A 23,825-nucleotide genomic window follows, 5' to 3' on the forward strand; every position below is an offset into this window, starting at 1 on the left:
GCATCTACCGCTCACGATGCATGCGCCGCCGCTTCGCGTGCGTTCGCGGCGTCACCCGTCTTGCCGGCCGCCTCGGCTTCATCGCGCCGCACGAACACCTCGTGCGCGGCGAACAATGCGTTGAGCGCGGCCGGAAAACCCGCATACAAGGCCATCTGCATGAACACCTCGACGATCTCGTCGCGCGTGCAACCCACGTTGAGCGCGGCCTCGATGTGCACTTTGAGTTGCGGCCGCGCGTTGCCGAGCGCGGCCAGCGCCGCGATCGTCGCGATCTCGCGCGCTTTCAGGTCGAGTTGCGGCCGGCTGTAGATGTCGCCGAAACCGAATTCGACCAGGAGCCGACCGAAGTCCGGCGCGACCGGCGCGAGGGCCGCGATCACGCGCTCGCCCACTTCGCCGTCGATTTCCTTCAGTTTGTTCCAGCCGCGCGTGTAGCGGTCTTCAACGAGTCGTTCCATTGTGTCCGTCCTGTTCCGATGGAGAGTGAGAAGGTTTCGCCCGTCTCGCCGCATCCCGTTCCTGTGCTTCGTAGTACGCGATCTTGTCGCTGATCACGTCGAGGCTCGCCTGCAGCTCCGCGATATGCGCGCGCACCGCATCGCGATGCTCGACCAGCAGACTGCGCCGCGCACCGAAGGTCGCTTCGCCTTGCGCGCGCAGCGCCGCGAACGCCTGCATCTGCGCGATCGGCATACCGGTCGCCTTCAGGCGCATCACGAAGGCCAGCCAGTCAAGGTCGGCCGGCGCATAGAGCCGGTGCCCGGCCGCCGTGCGCGAAATTGCGCGCAGCAGGCCGGCCTGCTCGTAGTACCGCAGCGTATGCGTCGACAAGCCGGTCATTTCGGCGACCTGGCCGATCGTCAGCGGGCCGGCGGAGGAAGGTTGGGTTACGGTTTTCGACATGGCATGAACAAGGTTAGGAGTTAGAGTTCACTCTAAGTCAAGCCCTGTCGAACAGCCAGTGCGACGATCATCGGCGATACCCCGGCGACACCGTAAAGAATGGTCAAAACCGCCGCCCGGTGCGAGTTTCGGCCTTTACAGCGCCGCAAGCCTTCAGCAAGATTCGGTCAGCCTGTCTTAAAAAGGGCACGCATTTGTCCTATGCTTAACGGCGACGCCCGGCCGGGTCTCGCTCCGCCGTTCGTTACAACAGCCATTCATCCGTCAGAACCAGGGAGCCTTTGCCATGCTGAAAAAGCTGCTGATGCTGTTCGTCGCGCTATCGCTGTCGCTCGCCGCGGGCCTCGCGGCGGCCGTCGAAGTCAACACGGCTGACCAGGCCGCGCTCGAATCCGTGAAGGGTCTCGGGCCCGTGAAGTCGAAGGCGATCATCGACGAACGCACCAAGAACGGCCCGTTCAAGGACGCGGACGATCTCGCGAACCGCGTGAAGGGCCTCGGCACGAAGTCGGTCGGGCATCTCGAGGAAAACGGCCTGACGATCGGCGGCTCGTCGACGCCGCCGAAGGGGGTGAAGCTGTCGAAGCCGGCCGCGACGACTTCGGCCACCCCGTCGACAACGACGTCGGCAGGCACGGCGTCCACGTCCACGACCGCGACGGCCGGCACGACGGCCACTGCACCGGCGCCGGCGACCAGCGCGCCGGATGCGGCGGCGAAGCCGGCCAAGGCCAAGCGCATGACGAAGAAGGAAAAAGCGGCCGCGGCAGCGGCGGCATCCGCCGATGCGGGTGCGAGCGCACCGGCCGCGGCGTCGTCGGCTAAAGCGACGAAGAGTTCGAAGAAGAAAAGCAAGAAGGACAAGGCAGCCTCCGCCGCCGCGGCGTCGGGCGCCTGATGTGCGCCGCGCGCGCGACGGCGTGCGCGCGGCATTCGTTCAACGGGCGCCCACTGCGCGGCGCCCTTATCGGTAAAGGTGAAGAACCATGGGTCTCCTCGACATCGTTGGCGGTCTGCTCGGCAGCCAGGCCGGCGGCAACTCGCAAAGCGCGCTGATCACGACCGCGCTCGAATTCATCAACAACCAGCCGGGCGGCCTGAATGGCCTGATCGAGAAATTCAAGGCCGGCGGCGCCGGCGACATCATCGGCTCGTGGGTCGGCAACGGCCAGAACCAGCCGATCTCGCCGGACACGCTGCAGAACGTGCTCGGCTCGGACGCGATCGGCGCGCTCGCGAGCAAGTTCGGCGTCGATCCGTCGATGGCCTCGACCGTCCTCGCGCAAGTGCTGCCGCACGTCGTCAACCACGCGACGCCGGACGGCACGGTGCCGGCCGACGGCCAGGCACAGGTCGACCCGTCGAACGTGCTCGGCTCGCTGTCGCAGATCGCCGGCATGTTCGGCGGCAACAAGCAGGGCTGACGCGCCGCGTCGTTGCGACGCGCCATAAACAAACACCCCGCCGAGGCGGGGTGTTTGTTTTCGCGCGCCCGGCGCAAACCGGGCGGCAGCCGATGGCAGGCGATCAGTGCACGACGCGGTCGAACACGAACGTGCCGTCGTGGACGTCGACCGGAATCACGTCCTTCGGACCGAAGCGGCCCGCGAGGATGAGCTTCGCGACCGGGTTCTCGATCTCCTGCTGGATCGCGCGCTTCAGCGGACGCGCACCGAACAGCGGATCGTAGCCGACCTTGCCGATCTGTTCGAGCGCCGCTTCCGACACGTCGAGCGCCATGTCGAGCTTCGCGAGCCGTTCGTGCAGGCGCGCGAGCTGGATCTTCGCGATCGACTCGATGTTGCTGCGGTCGAGCGCATGGAACACGACGACGTCGTCGATCCGGTTCAGGAACTCGGGGCGGAAATGCTGCTTCACCTCGAGCCACACGGCGTCCTTGATCTCTTCCTGCGGCGCACCCGTCATCGCCTGGATCACCTGCGAGCCGAGGTTCGACGTCATCACGATCACCGTGTTCTTGAAGTCGACCGTGCGCCCCTGCCCGTCCGTCATGCGGCCGTCGTCGAGCACCTGCAGCAGCACGTTGAACACGTCCGGATGCGCCTTCTCGATCTCGTCGAGCAGGATCACGCTGTACGGCTTGCGGCGCACGGCTTCCGTCAGGTAGCCGCCTTCCTCGTAGCCAACATAGCCCGGCGGCGCGCCGATCAGCCGCGCGACGCTGTGCTTCTCCATGAACTCGCTCATGTCGATGCGGATCAGGTGCTCTTCCGAATCGAACAGGAACGACGCCAGCGCCTTGCACAGCTCGGTCTTGCCGACACCCGTCGGGCCGAGGAACAGGAACGAGCCGTACGGACGGTTCGGATCGGCGAGACCCGCGCGCGAACGGCGGATCGCGTCGGCCACCGCGCTGATCGCCTCGTCCTGGCCAACCACGCGCTCATGCAGCTTTTCCTCGATGTGCAGCAGCTTCTCGCGTTCGCCCTGCATCATCCGCGACACCGGAATCCCGGTCGAACGCGACACGACTTCCGCGATTTCCTCGGCGCCGACCTGCGTACGCAGCAGGCGCGGACGCGTCGGGTTGTGCTGCTCCTGCTCTTCGGCCTGCGTGACCTGCTTCAGTTGCGCCTCGAGTTGCGGCAGCTTGCCGTACTGCAGCTCGGCGACCTTCTCCAGCTTGCCGTCACGCTGCAGCCGCGCGATGTCCGCACGCACCTTCTCGATCTCTTCCTTCAGCTGTGCGCTGCCCTGCACCGCGGCCTTCTCGGCGGTCCAGATTTCCTCGAGATCCGAATACTCGCGACCGAGCCGCTCGATCTCTTCCTCGATCAGCTGCAGGCGCTTCTGCGACGCTTCGTCCTGCTCCTTCTTCACGGCTTCGCGCTCGATCTTCAGCTGGATCAGCCGGCGGTCGAGCTTGTCCATCTCTTCGGGCTTCGAATCGATTTCCATCTTGATCTTCGACGCGGCTTCGTCGATCAGGTCGATCGCCTTGTCAGGCAGGAAGCGGTCGGTGATGTAGCGGTGCGACAGCTCGGCCGCGGCGACGATCGCCGGGTCGGTGATGTCGACGCCGTGGTGCAGCTCGTACTTCTCCTGCAGCCCGCGCAGGATCGCGATCGTCGCCTCGACGCTCGGCTCGTCGACGAGCACCTTCTGGAAGCGGCGCTCGAGCGCGGCATCCTTCTCGATGTACTTGCGGTATTCGTCGAGCGTGGTCGCGCCGATGCAGTGCAGCTCGCCGCGCGACAGCGCCGGCTTCAGCATGTTGCCCGCATCCATCGCGCCTTCGGCCTTGCCCGCGCCGACCATCGTGTGGATTTCGTCGATGAAGACGATCGTCTGGCCTTCGTCCTTCGCGATGTCGTTGAGCACCGCCTTCAGGCGCTCCTCGAATTCGCCGCGATACTTCGCGCCCGCGAGCAGTGCGGCCATGTCGAGCGACAGCACGCGCTTGCCCTTCAGCGTCTCGGGCACTTCGCCGTTGACGATCCGCTGCGCGAGCCCTTCGACGATCGCCGTCTTGCCGACGCCCGGCTCGCCGATCAGCACCGGGTTGTTCTTGGTGCGGCGCTGCAGGATCTGGATCGAACGGCGGATTTCGTCGTCGCGGCCGATCACCGGATCGAGCTTGCCCGCACGGGCGCGCTCGGTCAGGTCGACCGTGTATTTCTTCAGTGCCTCGCGCTGGCTTTCCGCATCCTGGCTGTGCACCTGCGAGCCGCCGCGCACAGCGGCGATCGCGGCTTCCAGCGCCTTGCGCGTGAGGCCATGCTGGCGCGCGAGCTTGCCGGCGTCGCCCTTGTCGTCGGACACGGCGAGCAGGAACATCTCGCTCGCGATGAACGTGTCGTTGAGCTTCTGCGCTTCCTTGTCGGCCTGGTTCAGCAGCCCGGCCAGTTCACGGCCGATCTGGATATCGCCGCCCGTGCCCGTCACTTGCGGCAGGCGCGAGATAGCCTCGTTCAGCGCGCCTTGCAGCGCCTGAATGTGCACACCCGCGCGCGACATCAGCGAGCGGGCGGAACCGTCCTGCTGCGCGACCAGCGCCGCGAGAACGTGAACGGGTTCGATGTATTGATTGTCACGGCCTGCCGCGAGGCTTTGCGCGTCCGCGAGTGCTTCCTGGAACTTGGTGGTGAGCTTGTCGATTCTCATTTAGTCGAGACCTCCAATTTTCGATTAACACCAAGATGAGGATGGTTATGCGGCTTTCAAGCGAAATTCGGGTTGATTCAGCGCAAAAATCGATGGATATCCTTGAAGCGGCGCCTGGACGGGCCACGGCCGGATCGAGAAGCGCGGCGAGCGCGTATCAGCCGGCCGTCGACGGCGGCTCGACGGGCGCCGGTGCGTCTTCCGGCGACGGCTCGGCACGCATGTGCACGACCGGGCGGATGCCGAGCAACGCGGCGAGCGGCGAAGCGGGTTCGACCAGTTCGCCTAGCGTGTGACGGTCGAGTTCGGCAAAGAATGCATCGCGCGCGGCCGCCAGCACGCCCTTCAACCGACACCGCGGCTCGATCACGCAGCCGCGCGACTCGCCGTCGGCCGAGAAGCAGCCGACCAGCGCAAAATCGCTCTCGGTCGCGCGCACGACCTGGCCGACGGTCAGTTGCAGCGATTCGGGGAACAGCCGCAGCCCGCCATTACGACCACGAACGGTATCGACCCACCCCAGCTCGCCGAGCTGCTGCACGACTTTCATCAGATGGTTCTTCGAGATGCCGTAGGCGTCCGAGATCTCCTGGATCGTGGCGAGCCCCTCGCCGCGCACGGCAAGGTACAGCATCACGCGCAGCGAATAGTCGGTGTAGTCGGTGAGTCTCATGGGCGAATACGGAAAAGATCGATCGTGCCCCGATTACGTGAGCCGGGCCGGTCGGGATGCGCACGAAGCCGGTTGACGGCCCTGTTCTGCGGCCCCGGGTTGCCGGGAGGGCGTGCGTGCAATAAGATGCTTGACACTTGCACGTTTTCAGGGGTCATTGGACGCCATTTTGCGTCAAAATTCGGCCGGTGTCCTGCACGATGTCCGCGCCGCCACCCCGTCGTTGCCTATTTCTCCGGCCCTTTTGCCATGACCGTCACGCCCGCCTCGCCCGATACCGCACCGGCCCGCCTTCGCGACACCGAGCCGACCGAAGAGAACATCCGCGATCTCGTCTACGCGTTCTACGACCGCGTGCGCGCCGATCCGCTGCTCGGGCCCGTGTTCGATGCGAAGCTGGCGGGTCGCTGGGACGACCACCTGCCGAAGATGGTCACTTTCTGGTCGAGCCTCGTGCTCGGCACCAAGGGCTATCGCGGCAACGTGCAGCAGGCGCATCAGCCGCTCGACGGGATCGAGCCGGCCCATTTCAGCCGCTGGCTGTCACTGTTCCTGAAGACCGTCGAGGCGCGCTACGCGCCGCCCGCGGCAATCCGCTTCATGGAGCCCGCGCTGCGGATCGCGCAGAGCCTCCAGTTGAGCCGGTTCGGCTGGGACTACCGGATTCCGCCCGAGCAGCAGGCCCTGCTCGACGCGATCTCGCCGCGCCGTCGCGACGTGGGCGACGATCCGCACCCGTTGCCGTCGCGTGCCCGCGGCGAGCCGTTTCCGACGAAGATCATCGGGCGCAGCAGCGATCCGGACGCGTAACGGGTAGCCGTCACGCGCGACGCTTGCGCGCATGCGGCACCTCGCCGCACTCCGCTGACGCCGCGCTCAACGCCGCGTATTGCCCGATTCGACGCCCCAGCGCGCGAGTGCTGCATCGTCGGTGCTGCGCGCATCGACCCAGCGCTCGCCATCCGGCGTCGTTTCCTTCTTCCAGAACGGCGCTTCGGTCTTCAGGTAGTCCATCACGAACTCGCACGACGCGAACGCATCGCCGCGGTGCGACGCAACCGTCGCGACCATCACGATCTGGTCGAGCGGCAGGAGTCGGCCGACGCGATGCACGATCGCGACGTCGATGCCCGGCCAGCGCCGGCCGGCCTCGGCGGCAATCTTCTCGAGCGCCTTCTCGGTCATTCCCGGATAGTGCTCGAGCTCCAACGCGGCAACCGAATCGCCTTCGTTCAGGTCGCGCACCGTGCCGACGAAGCACGCGAGCGCACCGATCTTCGGGTTGCGTGCGCGCAGTGCCGCGACTTCCGCGTTCAGGTCGAAGTCGTCGGACTGGATTCGTACCGTTGTCATCGCCCGTGCCTCAACCGCCCGTCACCGGCGGAAAGAACGCGACTTCGCAGCCTTCGGTGAGCCGCGTGTCGGCATCGGTCATCTCGTGGTTGCACGCCATGCGCAGTGCGCGCCCTTCGGCGAGCGTCTCGGCCCACGCGCCACCGCGCACGCGCAGCCACGCGCGCACGTCGCCGACGGTCGTGACGCTGTCCGGCACGTCGGCCTGCTCGTCGGCAACGCCCAGCGCCTCGCGTACGCTTGCAAAGAATTTCAGTTGAATCTTCATGGTTCGGGAGGCGGTCGCGTTACGACAGCAGTTCGGAAAACGGAATGAAACGCACGGTCTCGCCAGCGCTGATCGCGTGCTGCGGCGGGTTGTCGATCAGGCCGTCGCCCCACACTGTCGACGTCAGCACCGCCGAGCTCTGGTTCGGGAACAGGTCGAGGCCACCGGCCGCGTTCACGCGCGCACGCAGGAATTCGTTGCGCCGGTCGCCCTTGTTTTGCGAAAAGTCGGCGCGCAGCGACAGCGCGCGCGGCGTGACGTCGCGCACGCCGGACAGGCGCAGCAGGAACGGCCGCACGAACAGCAGGAACGTGACGAAGCTCGACACCGGGTTGCCCGGCAATCCGATGAAGTGCGCGTCGGCGCGATCGTCGCCGCGGCGCACCGCGCCGTACGCGAGCGGCTTGCCGGGCTTCATCGCGATCTGCCACAGCGCGAGCCGCCCTTCGGCCTCGACGGCCGGCTTCACGTGATCCTCGTCGCCGACCGACACACCGCCGCTCGTCAGGATCACGTCGTGATCGCGGGCGGCCGCGCGCAGCGTGTCGCGCGTCGCGGCGAGCGAATCGGGCACGATCCCGTAGTCGGTCACGTGGCAGCCGAGCCGCTCCAGCAGCCCGCGCAGCGTGAAGCGGTTCGAGTTGTAGATCGCGCCGGGCTTCAGCGGCTCGCCGGGCATCGTCAGCTCGTCGCCGGTGAAGAACACCGCGACGCGAATCCGCCGCGCGACCAGCAGTTGCGCGCAGCCAACCGACGCGGCCAGGCCGAGCGCCTGCGGCGTGAGCCTCGTGCCGGCCGGCAGGATCACCGAGCCCTGCCGGATATCCGCGCCCTGTGCGGTGATCCATTCACCGGCCTTCGGCGTGTGCAGGATTTCCACCGCATCGCCGTCGGCCGACGTCTGTTCCTGCATCACGACGGCGTCGGCGCCGGGCGGCACCGTCGCACCGGTGAAAATCCGCGCGGCCGTGCCGGCAGCCAGTGGCGCGGCAGGATGGCCTGCCGGAATGCGCTGCGACACGGGCAAGCGCCGCTCGCCATGCAGCAGGTCGGCGACGCGCACCGCATAGCCGTCCATCGCACTCGTATGCATCGGTGGCACGTCGAGCGGCGAGCTCACGTCAGTGGCCAGCACGCGGCCGAGCGCATCGAGCGTGGCGACCGTTTCGGCGCCGGGCAACGGCTTCGCGGCATCGAGCAGCGCGGCGAGTGCCTCGGCGGTCGACAGCATCGGCGCGCGCGGCGCCGCGGGATTCGGGTTCGACATCGATGGAATCGGGGATCGTTGGATTCAATACGTCATTGTAGCGACGCCGTCGCACGGGCGCGCGATATGGCCGACATGCGGAAACTGTGATCGGCGCGAGCGCGCAGGTCTGGCACTTGTTTCGGGTGCAATGCGGCGGTCGCCGCACGGTGCCGCCAAACAAAACGGCCGGAACCCCGATCCGTTCGACGAATCGGCATTCCGGCCGTCCTGCGCAGCCGGGCCCGCGGCCCGGCTGCGCGTCATGCGCCCGTATGGGCGGCGATGAAGTCCTTCACCTGCTGCGCGTCGGCCTTCACGACCTCGAAACGCTGCGGCAGCGCCTCGAGCCCGTCGAATGCAGCCGGACGCTCGGCTTCGCGATCGAGTGCTTCGCGAATCGTCTCGCCGAACTTGATCGGCTGCGCGGTCTCGAGCACGACCATCGGCACGCCTGCGTCGAGATGTTCGCGCGCGACCTTCACGCCGTCGGCCGTGTGCGTATCGATCATCGTGTCGTAGCGCGAGAACACGTCGCGAATCGTCGCGATGCGGTCCGTATGGCTACTGCGGCCCGACACGAAACCGAACTCGGCGACGCGCGAGAAATCGCCGCTCGCCGCGAGATCGAAACCGCCCTTCTCCTCGACGTCGCGGAACAACTGCATCACGCGCGCCGGATCGCGGCCGAGCAGGTCGAACACGAAGCGCTCGAAGTTCGATGCCTTCGAGATGTCCATGCTCGGGCTGCTCGTGTGATACGTGTTCTCGGCGCTGCGCACGCGATACGCGCCCGTGCGGAAGAACTCGTCGAGCACGTCGTTCTCGTTCGTCGCGACCACGAGCTTCGCGATCGGCAGCCCCATCATCCGCGCGATGTGGCCTGCGCAGACATTGCCGAAGTTGCCCGACGGCACCGTGAACGACACGCGCTCGTCGTTGGATTGCGTGGCCGCGAAATAGCCCTTGAAGTAGTACACGACCTGCGCGACGACGCGCGCCCAGTTGATCGAGTTGACCGTACCGATCTTCTGCTGCGCCTTGAATGCGTGATCGTTCGAAACGGCCTTCACGATGTCCTGGCAATCGTCGAACACGCCCTCGACCGCGAGGTTGAAGATGTTCGGATCCTGCAGGCTGAACATCTGGGCCGTCTGGAACGCGCTCATCTTCTTGTGGGGCGACAGCATGAACACGCGCACGCCGGCCTTGCCGCGCATCGCGTATTCGGCCGCGCTGCCGGTGTCGCCGGACGTCGCACCGAGAATGTTCAGCGTCTGCCCGTGCTTCGCGAGCGTGTACTCGAACAGGTTGCCGAGCAGCTGCATCGCCATGTCCTTGAACGCGAGCGTCGGGCCGTTCGACAGTTCGAGCAGCGAGATCGGCGCGCCGTGCTCGGTGCCGAGCGTCTTCAGCGGCGTGATGTCGGACGCGTTCTCGCCATGGCGCGTATTGCGGTACACGTCGGCCGTGTACGTGCGGCGCGTGATCGCGCGCAGGTCGTCGGCCGGCACGTCGTCGCAGAACTTCGACAGGATCTCGAACGCGAGATCCGCGTACGACAGCGTGCGCCAGCGCGCGAGCTCGTCGGCGGACACCTTCGGATACTCGGCCGGCAGGTAGAGCCCGCCGTCCTTCGCGAGACCGCCGAGCAGAATGTCGGAGAACGTGTGGCGCTCGCCGATGCCGGCGCCGCGCGTGGAGATGTAGTTCATGTCGTCCTCAGCTCAGTTCAGCGCTTCCATGCGCAGCTTCGTCACCTTCGACACGACCGTCGCGAGGCTCTCGATTTGCGCGATCGCCGTGTTGACGCGCTTCTCGAGCGTCTCGTGCGTGATCAGGATGATGTCGGTCTCGCCGTTCGCGCCGTCGATCTGCTCCGATTCCTTCTGCAGCAGCGCGTCGATCGAGATGCCCGATTCGGCGAGGATGCGCGTGATGTTGGCGAGCACGCCCGTCTGGTCGGCCACCCGCAGGCGCAGGTAGTAGCCGCTCGTGACTTCCTCGATCGGCAGGATCGGCGTGTTCGACAGGCTGTCCGGCTGGAACGCGAGATGCGGCACGCGATGCTCCGGGTCGGCCGTGTGCAGGCGCGTGACGTCGACGAGATCCGCGACCACGGCCGATGCGGTCGGCTCCGCGCCCGCGCCCTTGCCGTAGTACAGCGTCGTGCCGACCGCATCGCCGTGCACGACGACCGCGTTCATCGCGCCCTCGACGTTCGCGAGCAGGCGCTTCTCCGGAATCAGCGTCGGGTGCACGCGCAGCTCGATGCCGCGCTCGGTGCGGCGCGTGATGCCGAGCAGCTTGATCCGGTAGCCGAGTTCTTCCGCGTAGCGGATGTCGGTTGCGTCGAGCTTGCTGATGCCCTCGACGTACGCGCGCTCGAACTGCACCGGCACGCCGAACGCGATCGCGCTCATGATCGTCGCCTTGTGCGCGGCGTCGACGCCTTCGATGTCGAAGGTCGGATCGGCTTCCGCGTAGCCGAGCTCCTGCGCGGCCTTCAGCGCGGTCGCGAAGTCGAGCCCGCGATCGCGCATTTCCGACAGGATGTAGTTGGTCGTGCCGTTGATGATGCCCGCGATGTACTGGATGCGATTCGCGGTCAGGCCTTCGCGCAGCGCCTTGATGATCGGGATGCCGCCGGCGACGGCCGCCTCGAACGCGACCATCACGCCCTTCGCGCGCGCGGCCTCGAAAATCTCGGTGCCGTGCACCGCGAGCAGCGCCTTGTTGGCCGTCACGACGTGCTTGCCGTTCGCGATCGCGCGCAGCACGAGCTCGCGTGCGATGCCCGTGCCGCCGATCATCTCGGCGATGATCGCGATCGACGGATCATCGACGACTGCGTTGAAATCGTCGGTGATCTGCGCGTCGCCGGCGTTGCCGCCGAGCGCTGCCAGCGCCTTGGCCGGGTTGCGCACCGCAATGCGCGTCACCTCGATGCCGCGCCCCGCGCGTCGCTTGATTTCTTCCTGGTTGCGGCCCAGCACCGTGAAGGTGCCGCTGCCCACCGTGCCGAAGCCCAACAGGCCAACTTTGATCGGTTCCATGCTGCGTGTGATCGCTGAGTAAGAATTAGTGAGTGTCGTGTGGTTCTGCCGCTCAGGCCGAATGGCGCTTGCGGTAGCCGTCGAGGAAGCGTGCGATCCGGTTGATCGAATCGGTCAGGTCGTCGAGGTTCGGCAGGAAGACCACGCGGAAGTGATCCGGCGTCGTCCAGTTGAAGCCCGTGCCCTGTACGAGCAATACGCGCTCCTCGAGCAGCAGGTCGAGAATGAACTGCTGGTCGTTCTGGATCGGATAAAGCTTCGGGTCGAGGCGCGGGAACATGTACAGCGCGGCCTGCGGCTTCACGCAGGTCACGCCCGGGATCGACGTGAGCATGTCGTACGCGAGCTCGCGCTGCTTGTACAGGCGCCCGCTCGGCACGATCAGTTCGTTGATGCTCTGGTAGCCGCCGAGCGCCGTCTGGATCGCGAACTGCCCGGGCACGTTCGCGCACAGGCGCATCGACGACAGGATGCCGAGCCCCTCGAGATAATCCTTCGCGCGCCGGCGGTTGTCGCCGCCGAGGCCCGACACGGCCATCCAGCCCGCTCGGTAGCCGCACGAGCGATAGCTCTTCGACAGGCTGTTGAACGTGACGGTAATCACGTCCTCCGACAGCGAACCCAGCGCCGTGTGCTCGAGGCCGTCGTAGACGATCTTGTCGTACACCTCGTCGGCGAACACGATGAGCCCGTGCTGGCGCGCGATCTCGAGCAGCTCGAGCAGCAATTCGTCCGAATAAAGCGCGCCCGTCGGGTTGTTCGGGTTGATCACGACGATCGCCTTCGTGTTCGGCGTGATCTTGCGGCGGATGTCGTCGAGATCGGGCATCCACGCGTTCTGCTCGTCGCAGATGTAATGCACCGGCGTGCCGCCCGACAGGCTGACCGCGGCCGTCCATAGCGGGTAGTCGGGCGCGGGCAGCAGCACTTCGTCGCCGTCGTTCAGCAGCGCCTGGGTCGCCATCACGATCAGCTCGGACGCGCCGTTGCCGATGTAGATGTCGTCGAGGCCGACGCCCACGACGCCCTTTTCCTGCGTGTAGTGCATCACGGCCTTGCGCGCCGAGAACACGCCCTTCGAATCCGAATAGCCGGACGACGTCGGCAGGTTGCGGATCATGTCCTGGATGATTTCGTCCGGCGCGTCGAAACCGAACGGCGCGAGATTGCCGATGTTCAGCTTGATGATGCGGTGGCCTTCTTCCTCGAGGCGCTTCGCGTGCTCGAGCACCGGGCCACGGATGTCGTAGCAGACGTTGAGCAGCTTGTTCGACTTCTGAATCGGTTTCACGACGACACGGTTCCTGGGTTGGCCTTGCGGCCGGGGGACGGGATCAAAACTGGAAAGCGGCCGGTCTGTGCGCGCTGTCTAGACTGGGAAAAAGCGGGCGGTCGGGCGCGGCTTGTGGCGACGCGCGACGCAAGTGGCGCCCGGGGGCGACCAAAAAGTTATAATTTAGCGGATTTTGGCCGACTTTCGCAATGCACCATAGCCGCGCCGGGCCCGCGCCGTCAGGCGTCCCGCGTGCCCGGGCGAGCGAAACCGGCCATCCGGGCCCGTGTGGCCCTGCGATACATTCCCCTACGGAACCGCGGAATACCGATTTGAAACTGCACCAGGACACGAGCGGCGCGCTCAACACCGTCACCGGCTACGGCCCCGATTATGTCGACGTCAATCTCGAACGCCACGAAACGAGCGTCATCGTACTGCCCGGCGCGCCGGTCCAGGCATGGCCCGTGTCGTCGTTCGACGCGCTCGCGCCCGAGCATTTCGCGATGCTGCTCGACCCGACGCCCGAACTCGTGATCTTCGGCAGCGGCGCGCGGCTGCGCTTCCCGCACCCGCGGCTCGTCGCGGCGCTCACGGCCAAGCGGATCGGCGTCGAGACGATGGATTTCCAGGCTGCCTGCCGGACCTACAACATCCTGATGGCCGAGGGCCGCAAAGTCGCCGCCGCGCTCTTAATTGAACGTTAATCCCCGATGCGGTAAAACTCGGGCCGGCTCAGCGGGTCGATCCTCCGGATCGCCCCGGCCAGGCCGCCCGCCTCCGGCGCAACCCGCCGGCGGCCCGTCAAAATAACCAACAGGCTGAAAATCCATGAACGATACGCCGTCGAGGCTACCGCTCAATCGCATCACGCTCGTCCTCCTCGTCGTCGCACTCGCGATCGTCTGGTTCGCGCCGCTCGGGCTGCGCCACCTGATCCCGAGCGACGAAGGCCGCTACGCGGAAATGGCGCGCGAGATGTTCGTCACCGGCGACTGGATCACGCCGCGCTACAACGGCTACAAGTATTTCGAGAAGCCGCCGCTGCAGACCTGGCTGAACGCGCTCACGTTCGCGTGGTTCGGCATCGGCGAATGGCAGGCGCGCCTCTACACGGCCGTCGCGAGCTTCGCCGGCATCCTGCTGGTCGGCTACACCGGCGCGCGCCTGTTCAACCCGCTGTCGGGCTTCCTCGCCGCCGTCGTGCTCGCGTCGTCGCCTTACTGGAACCTGATGGGCCACTTCAACGCGCTCGACATGGGGCTCGCGTTCTGGATGTCGCTGTCGCTGTGCTCGCTGCTGCTCGCGCAGCGGCCCGGGCTGCGCCCGGCCGTGGCGCGCGGCTGGATGTGGGGATGCTGGGCCGCGATGGCGTTCGCGGTGCTGTCGAAGGGCCTGGTCGGCCTGATCCTGCCCGGCGCCGTGCTCGTGCTCTATACGCTGATCGCACGCGACTGGGCGCTCTGGAAGCGCCTGTACCTGGTGAGCGGCCTCGTGATCTTCTTCGCGATCGTCACGCCGTGGTTCGTGCTCGTCCAGCAGCGCAACCCCGAGTTCTTCAACTTCTTCTTCATCGTCCAGCAGTTCCGCCGGTACCTGACCCCTGAACAGAACCGCCCGGGCCCGCTCTACTACTTCGTGCCCGTGCTGCTGGTCGGCTTCCTGCCGTGGCTGTCGGTCGCGTGGCAGAGCCTCCGCCACGCACTGCGGATGCCGCGCCAGCCGAACGGTTTCTCGCCGATGCTCGTGCTGCTGACCTGGAGCGCATTCATCTTCCTGTTCTTCAGCGCATCGCATTCGAAGCTGATCTCGTACGTGCTGCCGGTCGCGCCGGCGCTCGCGCTCATCATCGGCGCGTACCTGCCGCTGATGAGCGCCGACCGGTTCCGCCGCCACCTGCTCGGCTACCTCGTGTTCCTCGTCGTCGCGGCGTTCGGGATCATCTTCCTCGCATACCAGGGCGACGCCCGCACGCCGAACGCGCTGTACCGTGCGTTCCAGATGTGGCTGTACGCGGGCCTCGCGGTCGCAGCCGTGCTGACGCTCGCGGCCGCATGGCTGAACCGCCGCACGGGCGTCGCCGCCGCGCTCGCCGCATTTGGCGCCGCCTGGCTCGCGTTCGGCACGATCGGCGGCACCGGTCACGATGAATTCGGCCGCTACAGCTCGGGCGCGCTGCTCGCGCCGGCGGTGCGCGCCGAACTGGCGAAACTGCCGGCCGATACGCCGTTCTACTCGATCGAGATGCTCGATCACACGTTCCCGTTCTACATGGGCCACACGACGATCATGGTCCAGCGCCAGGACGAGCTCGCGTTCGGGATCTCGATGGAGCCGAACAAGTGGATTCCGACCGTCGACGAGTGGGTCAAGCGCTGGGAGCAGGAAACCCATGCGCTCGCGATCATGCCGCCCGGCCAGTACGACGCCCTGGTCAAGCAAGGCGTGCCGATGCGCGTGATTGCGCGCGACAACCGCCGCGTGATCGTCGAGAAACCGCAATCGTAAGGACGCCCGCCGCATGAATCCCGTTTCGTTCATCTGCATCATCACCGGCGTGATGCTCAACGCCTGTGCGCAACTTCTGCTGAAAGCCGGCGTCAACGCCGTTGGACACTTCGAATTCAGCCGTGCGAACATCATCCCGGTCGGCCTGAAGATCGCGACCCAATTGCCGATCATCGGCGGCCTCGGCTGCTACGTGCTGAGCGTCGTGGTCTGGATCGTCGGGCTGTCGCGGGTCGACGTGTCGATCGCGTACCCGATGCTGTCGCTCGGCTACGTCGTCAACGCGTTCGCGGCCTGGTACCTGTTCGGCGAAGTGCTGTCGGTCCAGCGGCTCGTCGGCATCGGCATCATCCTGATCGGCGTGCTGGTGCTCGCGCGAAGCTGATTGCGCCCCGCCGCGTGCGTTAAGCGTCCGCCTACAAAAAATCACGGTGCGATTCCGCCAACCGGTGTTTAATGCCGGTTTCGGCCGGGATCGCCCGACCCTTTTATTACACGCCATTACAGACCAAAGCGTCCATGAGCCAGACTACCGCTCCGTTTCTGCCGTTCACCCGCCCCGAGATCGATGAGGAAACCATCCAGGGCGTCGTCGAAGTGCTGCGCTCGGGCTGGATCACCACCGGCCCGCAGAGCCAGAAATTCGAAGCGGCGCTGTCCGAGTACTGCGGCGGCCGTCCGGTCCGCGCGTTCAATTCGGGCACCTGCACGCTCGAGATCGGCCTGCGCATCGCGGGCGTCGGTGCCGGCGACGAGGTGATCACGACGCCGGCGTCGTGGGTCTCGACCAGCAACGTGATCCTCGAGACCGGCGCGACGCCCGTGTTCGCCGACATCGATCCCGTCACGCGCAACATCGACCTCGACAAGCTCGAGCAGGCGATCACGCCGCGCACGAAGGCGATCATCCCCGTGTTCCTGTCCGGCCTGCCGGTCGACATGGACCGCCTGTACGCGATTGCGCGCGCGCACAAGCTGCGCGTGATCGAGGATGCGGCGCAGGCGTTCGGCTCGACGTGGAACGGCAAGCGCATCGGCGCGATCGGCGACATCGTGTCGTTCAGCTTTCACGCGAACAAGAACCTGACGACGATCGAAGGCGGCGCACTCGTGCTGAACAACGAGGAAGAAGCCACGCTCGCGCAGAAATACCGGCTGCAGGGCATCACGCGCACGGGCTTCGACGGGATGGACTGCGACGTGCTCGGCGGCAAGTACAACCTGACCGACGTCGCCGCACGCGTCGGCCTCGGCCAGCTGCCGCACATCGAACGCTTCACCGCGCAGCGCCGCGCGCTGGCGCGCGCCTATTTCGCCGCGTTCGACGGCAGCGCGGCCGTGAAGCTCGGCGTCGGCCTGCCGATCGCCGAATTCGAGAACGGCAACTGGCACATGTTCCTGATCACGCTGCCGCTCGAGCGGCTGACGATCTCGCGCGCCGAGTTCATGGCGCAGATGAAGGAACGCGGCATCGGCACGGGCATCCATTACCCGGCGATCCATCTTTTCACGCTGTACCGTGCACGCGGCTTCAAGGAGGGCATGTTCCCCCACGCCGAACGGTACGGCGCGTCGACCGTCACGCTGCCGCTCTTCACGCAGATGACGGGAGGCGACGTGCGTCGCGTGGTCGACGCCATCAACCAGATTTGCGAACAATACGGAAAATAAGCGTACATGAGTCACCTTGAAGCACGCGCCGGGCATCCGGGCGCCGCGCACCTGGACGCCGGCCGACCCGAAGTATCGGTCATCATCCCCGTGTACAACGAGGAAGACGGCCTTGCCGCGCTGTTCGCGCGGCTGTATCCGGCGCTCGACGCACTCGACACGTCATACGAAGTGATCCTGATCAACGACGGCAGCCGCGACCGCTCGGCCGCAATGCTCGCCGATCAGTTCCACGTGCGCCCCGACACGACGCGCGTCGTGCTGCTCAACGGCAACTACGGCCAGCACATGGCGATCCTCGCCGGCTTCGCGCAATCGCGCGGCGAGATCGTCATCACGCTCGACGCCGACCTGCAGAACCCGCCCGAGGAAATCGGCAAGCTGATCGCGAAGATGCGCGAGGGCTACGACTACGTCGGCTCGATCCGCAAGCAGCGCCAGGACAGCCTGTGGCGGCGCAAGGCATCGCAGATGATGAACCGCCTGCGCGAGCGCATCACGCGCATCAAGATGACCGACCAGGGCTGCATGCTGCGTGCGTACAGCCGCCGCATCATCGACACGATCAACGTGTGCGGCGAAGTCAACACGTTCATCCCCGCACTCGCGTACACGTTCGCGCAGAAGCCGACCGAGATCGAGGTCGCGCACGAGGAACGCTTCGCCGGCGAGTCGAAGTACTCGCTGTACAGCCTGATCCGGTTGAACTTCGACCTCGTGACGGGTTTCTCGGTCGTGCCGCTGCAGTGGCTGTCGTTCATCGGCGTGATCCTGTCGCTCGGCTCCGCCGCGCTGTTCGTGCTGCTGCTCGTGCGACGCTTCATCGTCGGCGCGGAAGTGCAAGGCGTGTTCACGCTGTTCGCCATCACGTTCTTCCTGCTCGGCGTGATCATCTTCGCGCTCGGCCTGCTCGGCGAATACGTCGGCCGCATCTACCAGCAGGTGCGCGCACGGCCGCGCTACCTGATCCAGGCCGTGCTCGAGCAACACGACGGCGTGCCGGCGGTGCCGGCCGGCGCGAACCGCACGGGGGCCGCGCAATGAAGCCGCGCGCAGTCGTCTTCGCGTATCACAACGTCGGCGTCCGGTGCCTGCAGGTGCTGCTCGCGCGCGGCGTCGACGTCGCGCTCGTCGTCACGCACGAGGACAACCCGAACGAGAACATCTGGTTCGGCAGCGTCGCTTCCGTAGCAGCCGAGCACGGCATTCCGGTCGTCACGCCGGCCGATCCCGCCGATCCGGCGCTGCGCCGCGCGGTTTCCGACGCGCAGCCGGACTTCATCTTCTCGTTCTACTACCGGCACATGCTGCCGGTGGACCTGCTCGCGATCGCGCCGCGTGGCGCGTACAACATGCACGGTTCGCTGCTGCCGAAATACCGGGGTCGGGTACCGACCAACTGGGCGGTGCTGAACGGTGAAACCGAAACCGGCGCGACGCTGCACGAGATGGCCGCGAAGCCCGACGCGGGCGCGATCATCGGCCAGACCGCGGTGCCGATCCTGCCGGACGACACGGCCGCGCAGGTGTTCGACAAGGTCACGGTAGCCGCCGAGCAGACGCTCTGGCGCGTGCTGCCCGCGCTGCTCGCGGGCGAGGCGCCGCACCTGCCGAACGATCTCGCGACCGGCAGCTACTACGGCGGGCGCAAGCCCGAGGACGGCCGCGTCGACTGGTCGAAGCCGGCCGCGCAGGTCTACAACCTGGTGCGCGCGGTCGCGCCCCCGTATCCGGGCGCGTTTACGGACGTCGACGGCACGCGTTTCGTGATCGCGCGCGCGCGCCTCGCGGCGCCCGGCAGCGCGGTAGCGGCCGCCGCGGCAGATTTGCCGCCCGGCCTGCACGTAAGCGATAATGCGCTATTCGGCGTCTGCGGCAACAGCCGCGCCCTATCCATACTCGAGCTGTGGCAGCAGCGCGACGGCAGCGAAACCGTCGTGACGCCCGCGGAATTCGCGCAGTTCATTCATTCTTCCCGTCATTCATGAAAGCAAAAAAAGTCCTGATCCTGGGTGTGAACGGCTTCATCGGCCATCACCTGTCGAAGCGCATTCTTGAAACCACCGATTGGGAAGTGTTCGGCATGGACATGCAGACCGATCGGCTGGGCGACCTCGTCAACCACGAGCGGATGCATTTCTTCGAAGGCGACATCACGATCAACAAGGAGTGGGTCGAGTATCACGTGAAGAAGTGCGACGTGATCCTGCCGCTCGTCGCGATCGCGACGCCCGCCACCTACGTCCAGCAGCCGCTGCGCGTGTTCGAACTCGACTTCGAGGCGAACCTGCCGATCGTGCGTTCGGCCGTCAAGTACGGCAAGCACCTGGTGTTCCCGTCGACCTCCGAGGTCTACGGCATGTGCTCGGACGAGCAGTTCGATCCGGATGCATCGGCCCTCACCTATGGCCCGATCAACAAGCCGCGCTGGATCTACGCGTGCTCGAAGCAGCTGATGGACCGCGTGATCTGGGGCTACGGAATGGAAGGCCTGAACTTCACGCTGTTCCGTCCGTTCAACTGGATCGGCCCGGGCCTCGACTCGATCTACACGCCGAAGGAAGGCAGCTCGCGCGTGGTCACGCAGTTCCTCGGCCACATCGTGCGCGGCGAGAACATCAGCCTCGTCGACGGCGGCTCGCAGAAGCGCGCGTTCACCGACATCGGCGACGGCATCAGCGCGCTGATGAAGATCATCGAAAACAAGGACGGCGTCGCGTCGGGCAAGATCTACAACATCGGGAATCCGAAGAACAACTTCTCGGTCCGGGAACTCGCGCACAAGATGCTCGAACTGGCGGCGGAATTCCCCGAGTACGCCGATTCGGCCAAGCAGGTGAAGCTCGTCGAAACGACGTCCGGCGCCTACTACGGCAACGGCTACCAGGACGTGCAGAACCGCGTGCCGAAGATCGACAACACGATGCAGGAACTCGGCTGGGCGCCGCAAGCGACGTTCGACGACGCGCTGCGCAACATCTTCGAAGCGTATCGCGGCCACGTTGCCGACGCGCGCGCGCTCGTCGAACAGCAAGGCTGATCGGGACGTTCGCTTGGCTCGCATCGTCCTCAAGATCGACGTCGACACGCTGCGCGGCACGCGCGAAGGCGTGCCGAACCTCGCGCGCATCTTCGACCGCTTCAATGCGCGCGCGACCTTCCTCTTCAGCCTCGGGCCCGATCACACGGGCTGGGCGCTGCGGCGCGTGTTCCGCCCCGGCTTCCTGAAGAAGGTGTCGCGCACGTCGGTGGTCGAGCACTACGGCGTGAAGCAGCTGATGTACGGCGTGCTGCTGCCGGGCCCCGACATCGGCCGCCGCGCGATCGCCGACATGCGCGCGATCCACGAGGCCGGCTTCGAATGCGGGATCCACACGTGGGATCACGTGTACTGGCAGGACAACGTCCGCGCGCGGGATCGCGACTGGACTGCACGTGAAATGCAGAAGAGCCACGCGCGCTTCATCGAGGTCTTCGGCGCGCCGCCCGTCACGCACGGCGCGGCCGGCTGGCAGATGAACGATTCCGCGTTCGAGCAGATCGACGCATGGGGGATGCGCTACGCATCCGACGGCCGCGGCCATTCGCCGTACCTGCCCGTCGTCAACGGCCGCACGCTGTCGCACGTGCAGATGCCCACCACGCTGCCGACGCTCGACGAAGTGCTCGGCATCGACGGCATCGACACGCACAACGTCGCCGCGCACATCCTCAAGTTCACCGAAACCAATCCGCACGACCAGGTGTTCACGCTGCATGCGGAACTGGAAGGCCAGAAGCTCGCGCCCGTGTTCGAACAACTGCTCGCCGGCTGGCGCGCACAAGGCCACACGTTTGCGACGATGGGCGACTACCACGCGACGCTGGACCGCGACTCGCTGCCATCGTACCCTGTCACGTGGGGCGAAATCCCCGGCCGCTCCGGCGAACTGATCGTCCAGCCCGACTGAGTTCGCGCGCGAGCCGGCGTCGCCCGCCGCATCCTTGCGGCGCCGCCGCGACGCCCCGCCGAACCGCGCCGCCGCCGCGGCGCTTTTCCATAACAACAGGAGAAACACGTGTCTGTCGAAGTTGACCGTCAAGTTCCCGATTTCACCGCACCGGCCACGGGCGGCGACATTTCGCTGTCCGACCTGAGGGGCAAGAAGCTCGTGCTGTACTTCTATCCGAAGGACAACACGCCCGGCTGCACGACCGAAGGGCTGCAGTTCCGCGATCTCTATCCGAAGTTCAAGAAAGCCGGTGCGGAAGTCATCGGCGTGTCGCGCGACAGCCTGCGCTCGCATGACAATTTCAAGGCAAAGCTCGAACTGCCCTTCCCGCTGATTTCCGACGCCGACGAAGCGCTGTGCGCGCTGTTCGATGTCATCAAGATGAAGAAAATGTATGGCAAGGAAGTGCGCGGAATCGAGCGCTCGACGTTCCTGATCGACGCCGACGGCGTGCTTCGCCAGGCATGGCGCGGCATCAAGGTACCGGGCCATGTGGACGACGTGCTAAGTGCTGTACAAGCGCTTTGAGGCGCGTTATATTGGGCCGCAATGAATGCCAGTTCGCCCCATATTTCTCGTAGCTGCGCCGGTGCCCGATGCGACGCTTCCCGGCACCTGACGCGCATCACGACGGTATCAGCCGAGCCGCATGTCCCTGTCGACGGGGCAGCGGCTTTTTTTATGGATTGCGCGCCGGCCCTCGGTCCGGCCCTCACCCCGTCAAGGAGCTGATCGACACTTAGGCGAACCGGCTAGACGAACTTCCTGTGCGCCACCGCGCGCAAACTGCATGCGTCTACGTCACGCAGGATGCGATCAGCGGCGCACGCCTTGCGACACGATTCCTCCCGAGGGACACCATGCCTTTGCCTACTCCCCCCAGCAAGCTCGGCAGCCTGCTGCCGCCCGACGAATACAAGGCGAAAGCGCGGCCCGCGAAAGCCGCGAAGAAATCCGCCGAAGGGGACGCATCCACAGCCGGTGACTATGGTCCGGCCAGCGTGGCCCAACCGATGATCGAAGCCGCGAACACGGCCGCGCCGCTGCGCGCCGTCGCGTCTTCGACGCAAGATGCCGCGAGCGCACCCGCACGCGGCCGCAAGACCAAGCAGACGGCCGCACTGTTGCAGCCGATGCCGGCGCCCGCCGAACCCGCGGCGCCGGTCGTCGCGCGCAACGACCGGCCGGCCGCCGACAAGCCGGCCGCCGCTCCGGCGCGCGATGCCGGCGCGGCGACGAAATCGCGCGGCCGCAAGCCCGCCGACGCCGAACTGCAGAAACTGTTCGTGCTCGACACCAACGTGCTGATGCACGACCCGAGCAGCCTCTTCCGCTTCGAGGAACACGACGTCTATCTGCCGATGATGACGCTCGAGGAACTCGACAACCACAAGAAGGGGATGTCCGAAGTCGCGCGCAACGCACGCCAGGTCAGCCGCACGCTCGACGCGCTCGTCGCCGATGCCGGTGCGATCACGGCCGGCATTCCGCTGTCGCGCCTCGGCAGCCGCGAGGCGCTCGGTCGCCTGTACTTCCAGACGAAGCTTGCCGACATCGCGCCGATCGAAGGCTTGCCCGAAGGCAAGGCCGACAACCAGATCCTCGGCGTCGTGCGCGCGCTGCAACGCGACCGGCCCGACCGCCAGGTCGTGCTGGTGTCGAAAGACATCAACATGCGGATCAAGGCGCACGCGCTCGGCCTGCCCGCGGAAGACTACTTCAACGACCAGGTTCTCGAGGACTCGGATCTCCTCTACAACGGCGTGCGCGAACTGCCGCAGGACTTCTGGACCAAGCACGCGAAGGGCATGGAGAGCTGGCAGGATACGAAGACGGGCACCACGTATTACCGCGTGACCGGCCCGCTCGTCGCGTCGATGCTCGTCAACGAGTTCGTCTATCTCGAGCCGCAGAACGGCGAACCGACGTTCCACGCGATCGTCCGCGAGTTGAACGGCAAGACGGCGCTGCTGCAGACGCTGCGCGACTACAGTCACCACAAGAACAACGTGTGGGGCATCACCGCGCGCAACCGCGAGCAGAACTTCGCGCTGAACCTGCTGATGAACCCCGAGATCGACTTCGTCACGCTGCTCGGCCAGGCCGGCACCGGCAAGACGCTCGTCGCGCTCGCGGCCGGCCTCGCGCAGGTGCTCGACGACAAGCGCTACAACGAGATCATCGTGACGCGTGCGACCGTGCCCGTCGGCGAGGACATCGGTTTCCTGCCCGGCACCGAGGAGGAGAAGATGCAGCCGTGGATGGGCGCATTCGACGACAACCTCGAAGTGCTGCAGAAGACCGACGACGCGGCCGGCGAATGGGGTCGTGCCGCGACGCAGGAACTGATCCGTTCGCGCCTGAAGGTGAAGAGCATGAACTTCATGCGCGGCCGCACGTTCGTCGACAAGTACCTGATCATCGACGAGGCGCAGAACCTGACGCCGAAGCAGATGAAGACGCTCGTCACGCGCGCGGGCCCGGGCACGAAGATCGTGTGCCTCGGCAACATCGCGCAGATCGACACGCCTTACCTGACCGAAGGCAGTTCGGGTCTCACGTACGTCGTCGACCGCTTCAAGGGCTGGGGCCACAGCGGCCACGTGACGCTCGCGCGTGGTGAACGCTCGCGGCTCGCCGACTACGCGTCGGACATCCTGTAACGCGACAGGCCGGCCGCCCGGCCGGCTTTCGACGCATCGCGGCGCTCCGTTTCCGGAGCGCCGTTTTTATTTGGGGTCGAAAACGCAGGTA

The 23,825-nt window shown here is 66.1% G+C and carries 23 protein-coding genes and 1 pseudogene; 13 read left to right on the forward strand and 11 right to left on the reverse strand.

All coding sequences use genetic code 11. The annotated features are described in order from the left end of the window. Nucleotides 1–11: 11 nt before the first annotated feature. Nucleotides 12–461, reverse strand: a complete 450-nt coding sequence (locus ACPTTC_RS10725) for a carboxymuconolactone decarboxylase family protein (protein ID WP_423392463.1) — start codon at nucleotides 459–461, stop codon at nucleotides 12–14. Then, on the reverse strand, nucleotides 445–906 hold the full coding sequence (locus ACPTTC_RS10730; protein WP_175955969.1) for a MerR family transcriptional regulator: 462 nt from the start codon (nucleotides 904–906) through the stop codon (nucleotides 445–447). The genes ACPTTC_RS10725 and ACPTTC_RS10730 overlap by 17 nt, the downstream gene beginning before the upstream one ends. Nucleotides 907–1,192: 286 nt before the next feature. Here ACPTTC_RS10730 and ACPTTC_RS10735 point away from each other — a divergent pair, with 286 nt between their 5' ends. Both ACPTTC_RS10735 and ACPTTC_RS10740 read left to right on the forward strand, forming a co-directional pair. Further along, nucleotides 1,193–1,804, forward strand: coding sequence for a ComEA family DNA-binding protein (locus tag ACPTTC_RS10735; RefSeq protein WP_423392464.1), 612 nt, complete (start codon nucleotides 1,193–1,195; stop codon nucleotides 1,802–1,804). Between the two features lie 88 nt (nucleotides 1,805–1,892). Then, nucleotides 1,893–2,330 (forward strand): YidB family protein, encoded by a 438-nt coding sequence (locus ACPTTC_RS10740; protein ID WP_226196982.1) that lies wholly within the window; start codon nucleotides 1,893–1,895, stop codon nucleotides 2,328–2,330. A 103-nt stretch (nucleotides 2,331–2,433) separates the two neighbouring features. On the opposite strand, the gene clpB is transcribed toward ACPTTC_RS10740, so the two are convergent. Together clpB and ACPTTC_RS10750 are read right to left on the reverse strand one after the other, a co-directional pair. Further along, entirely contained in the window at nucleotides 2,434–5,031 is a 2,598-nt protein-coding gene (gene clpB / locus ACPTTC_RS10745; RefSeq protein ID WP_175969703.1) for an ATP-dependent chaperone ClpB, read from the reverse strand. 157 nt (nucleotides 5,032–5,188) lie between these two features. Continuing rightward, on the reverse strand, nucleotides 5,189–5,704 hold the full coding sequence (locus tag ACPTTC_RS10750) for an Rrf2 family transcriptional regulator (protein WP_423392465.1): 516 nt from the start codon (nucleotides 5,702–5,704) through the stop codon (nucleotides 5,189–5,191). Between the two features lie 249 nt (nucleotides 5,705–5,953). Between ACPTTC_RS10750 and ACPTTC_RS10755 the strand changes: the two genes are divergently transcribed. Next, entirely contained in the window at nucleotides 5,954–6,514 is a 561-nt protein-coding gene (locus ACPTTC_RS10755) for a group III truncated hemoglobin (RefSeq protein ID WP_423392466.1), read from the forward strand. A gap of 66 nt (nucleotides 6,515–6,580) precedes the next feature. Here ACPTTC_RS10755 and ACPTTC_RS10760 read toward each other — a convergent pair whose 3' ends face one another. The 6 genes from ACPTTC_RS10760 to ACPTTC_RS10785 form a co-directional block, all read right to left on the reverse strand. Continuing rightward, nucleotides 6,581–7,057 carry a molybdenum cofactor biosynthesis protein MoaE gene (locus tag ACPTTC_RS10760; protein WP_423392467.1) on the reverse strand — a complete coding sequence of 159 codons (477 nt, stop codon included), beginning with the start codon at nucleotides 7,055–7,057 and terminating at the stop codon, nucleotides 6,581–6,583. Between the two features lie 10 nt (nucleotides 7,058–7,067). After that, nucleotides 7,068–7,325, reverse strand: coding sequence for a molybdopterin converting factor subunit 1 (gene moaD, locus ACPTTC_RS10765; RefSeq protein WP_175955956.1), 258 nt, complete (start codon nucleotides 7,323–7,325; stop codon nucleotides 7,068–7,070). Between the two features lie 19 nt (nucleotides 7,326–7,344). Beyond that, nucleotides 7,345–8,592 carry a gephyrin-like molybdotransferase Glp gene (glp, locus tag ACPTTC_RS10770; protein ID WP_423392468.1) on the reverse strand — a complete coding sequence of 416 codons (1,248 nt, stop codon included), beginning with the start codon at nucleotides 8,590–8,592 and terminating at the stop codon, nucleotides 7,345–7,347. Nucleotides 8,593–8,834: 242 nt separating this feature from the next. Beyond that, entirely contained in the window at nucleotides 8,835–10,286 is a 1,452-nt protein-coding gene (thrC, locus tag ACPTTC_RS10775) for a threonine synthase (RefSeq protein WP_175955952.1), read from the reverse strand. Between the two features lie 12 nt (nucleotides 10,287–10,298). Beyond that, nucleotides 10,299–11,627, reverse strand: a complete 1,329-nt coding sequence (locus ACPTTC_RS10780) for a homoserine dehydrogenase (protein WP_423392469.1) — start codon at nucleotides 11,625–11,627, stop codon at nucleotides 10,299–10,301. 52 nt (nucleotides 11,628–11,679) lie between these two features. Next, nucleotides 11,680–12,918, reverse strand: a complete 1,239-nt coding sequence (locus tag ACPTTC_RS10785) for a pyridoxal phosphate-dependent aminotransferase (protein WP_021156506.1) — start codon at nucleotides 12,916–12,918, stop codon at nucleotides 11,680–11,682. Nucleotides 12,919–13,232: 314 nt separating this feature from the next. Between ACPTTC_RS10785 and ACPTTC_RS10790 the strand changes: the two genes are divergently transcribed. From ACPTTC_RS10790 to ACPTTC_RS10830, 9 genes are all read left to right on the forward strand, one after another. Beyond that, a complete protein-coding gene (locus ACPTTC_RS10790; protein ID WP_012328660.1) occupies nucleotides 13,233–13,607 on the forward strand; it encodes an Mth938-like domain-containing protein in 375 nt (124 codons plus the stop codon). 124 nt (nucleotides 13,608–13,731) lie between these two features. Then, nucleotides 13,732–15,408, forward strand: a complete 1,677-nt coding sequence (locus ACPTTC_RS10795; protein WP_423392470.1) for a glycosyltransferase family 39 protein — start codon at nucleotides 13,732–13,734, stop codon at nucleotides 15,406–15,408. A gap of 13 nt (nucleotides 15,409–15,421) precedes the next feature. After that, nucleotides 15,422–15,793: an EamA family transporter gene (locus tag ACPTTC_RS10800; protein WP_423392471.1), complete on the forward strand. Its 372-nt coding sequence runs from the start codon at nucleotides 15,422–15,424 to the stop codon at nucleotides 15,791–15,793. Nucleotides 15,794–15,927: 134 nt separating this feature from the next. Further along, nucleotides 15,928–17,079: a DegT/DnrJ/EryC1/StrS family aminotransferase gene (locus ACPTTC_RS10805; protein WP_423392472.1), complete on the forward strand. Its 1,152-nt coding sequence runs from the start codon at nucleotides 15,928–15,930 to the stop codon at nucleotides 17,077–17,079. Nucleotides 17,080–17,085: 6 nt separating this feature from the next. Further along, nucleotides 17,086–18,123 (forward strand): glycosyltransferase, encoded by a 1,038-nt coding sequence (locus ACPTTC_RS10810; RefSeq protein WP_423392473.1) that lies wholly within the window; start codon nucleotides 17,086–17,088, stop codon nucleotides 18,121–18,123. Then, nucleotides 18,120–19,067, forward strand: a complete 948-nt coding sequence (locus ACPTTC_RS10815; RefSeq protein WP_423392474.1) for a formyltransferase — start codon at nucleotides 18,120–18,122, stop codon at nucleotides 19,065–19,067. The genes ACPTTC_RS10810 and ACPTTC_RS10815 overlap by 4 nt, the downstream gene beginning before the upstream one ends. Then, nucleotides 19,064–20,119, forward strand: coding sequence for a bifunctional UDP-4-keto-pentose/UDP-xylose synthase (locus ACPTTC_RS10820; RefSeq protein WP_006482864.1), 1,056 nt, complete (start codon nucleotides 19,064–19,066; stop codon nucleotides 20,117–20,119). The genes ACPTTC_RS10815 and ACPTTC_RS10820 overlap by 4 nt, the downstream gene beginning before the upstream one ends. Before the next feature lie 13 nt (nucleotides 20,120–20,132). Next, entirely contained in the window at nucleotides 20,133–21,029 is an 897-nt protein-coding gene (locus tag ACPTTC_RS10825) for a polysaccharide deacetylase family protein (RefSeq protein WP_089456348.1), read from the forward strand. A gap of 108 nt (nucleotides 21,030–21,137) precedes the next feature. After that, nucleotides 21,138–21,599 (forward strand): peroxiredoxin, encoded by a 462-nt coding sequence (locus ACPTTC_RS10830; protein ID WP_009694041.1) that lies wholly within the window; start codon nucleotides 21,138–21,140, stop codon nucleotides 21,597–21,599. 192 nt (nucleotides 21,600–21,791) lie between these two features. Here the strand turns inward: ACPTTC_RS10830 and ACPTTC_RS10835 are convergent. Further along, nucleotides 21,792–22,036: pseudogene (locus tag ACPTTC_RS10835) on the reverse strand (hypothetical protein); the annotation flags it as partial. Between ACPTTC_RS10835 and ACPTTC_RS10840 the strand changes: the two are divergent. Further along, on the forward strand, nucleotides 21,932–23,734 hold the full coding sequence (locus ACPTTC_RS10840) for a PhoH family protein (protein WP_423392475.1): 1,803 nt from the start codon (nucleotides 21,932–21,934) through the stop codon (nucleotides 23,732–23,734). The pseudogene ACPTTC_RS10835 and the gene ACPTTC_RS10840 sit on opposite strands and share 105 nt — an antisense overlap. Nucleotides 23,735–23,825: the final 91 nt, after the last annotated feature.

Source organism: Burkholderia mycopellens (assembly GCF_964265025.1).
Lineage (GTDB): Bacteria > Pseudomonadota > Gammaproteobacteria > Burkholderiales > Burkholderiaceae > Burkholderia.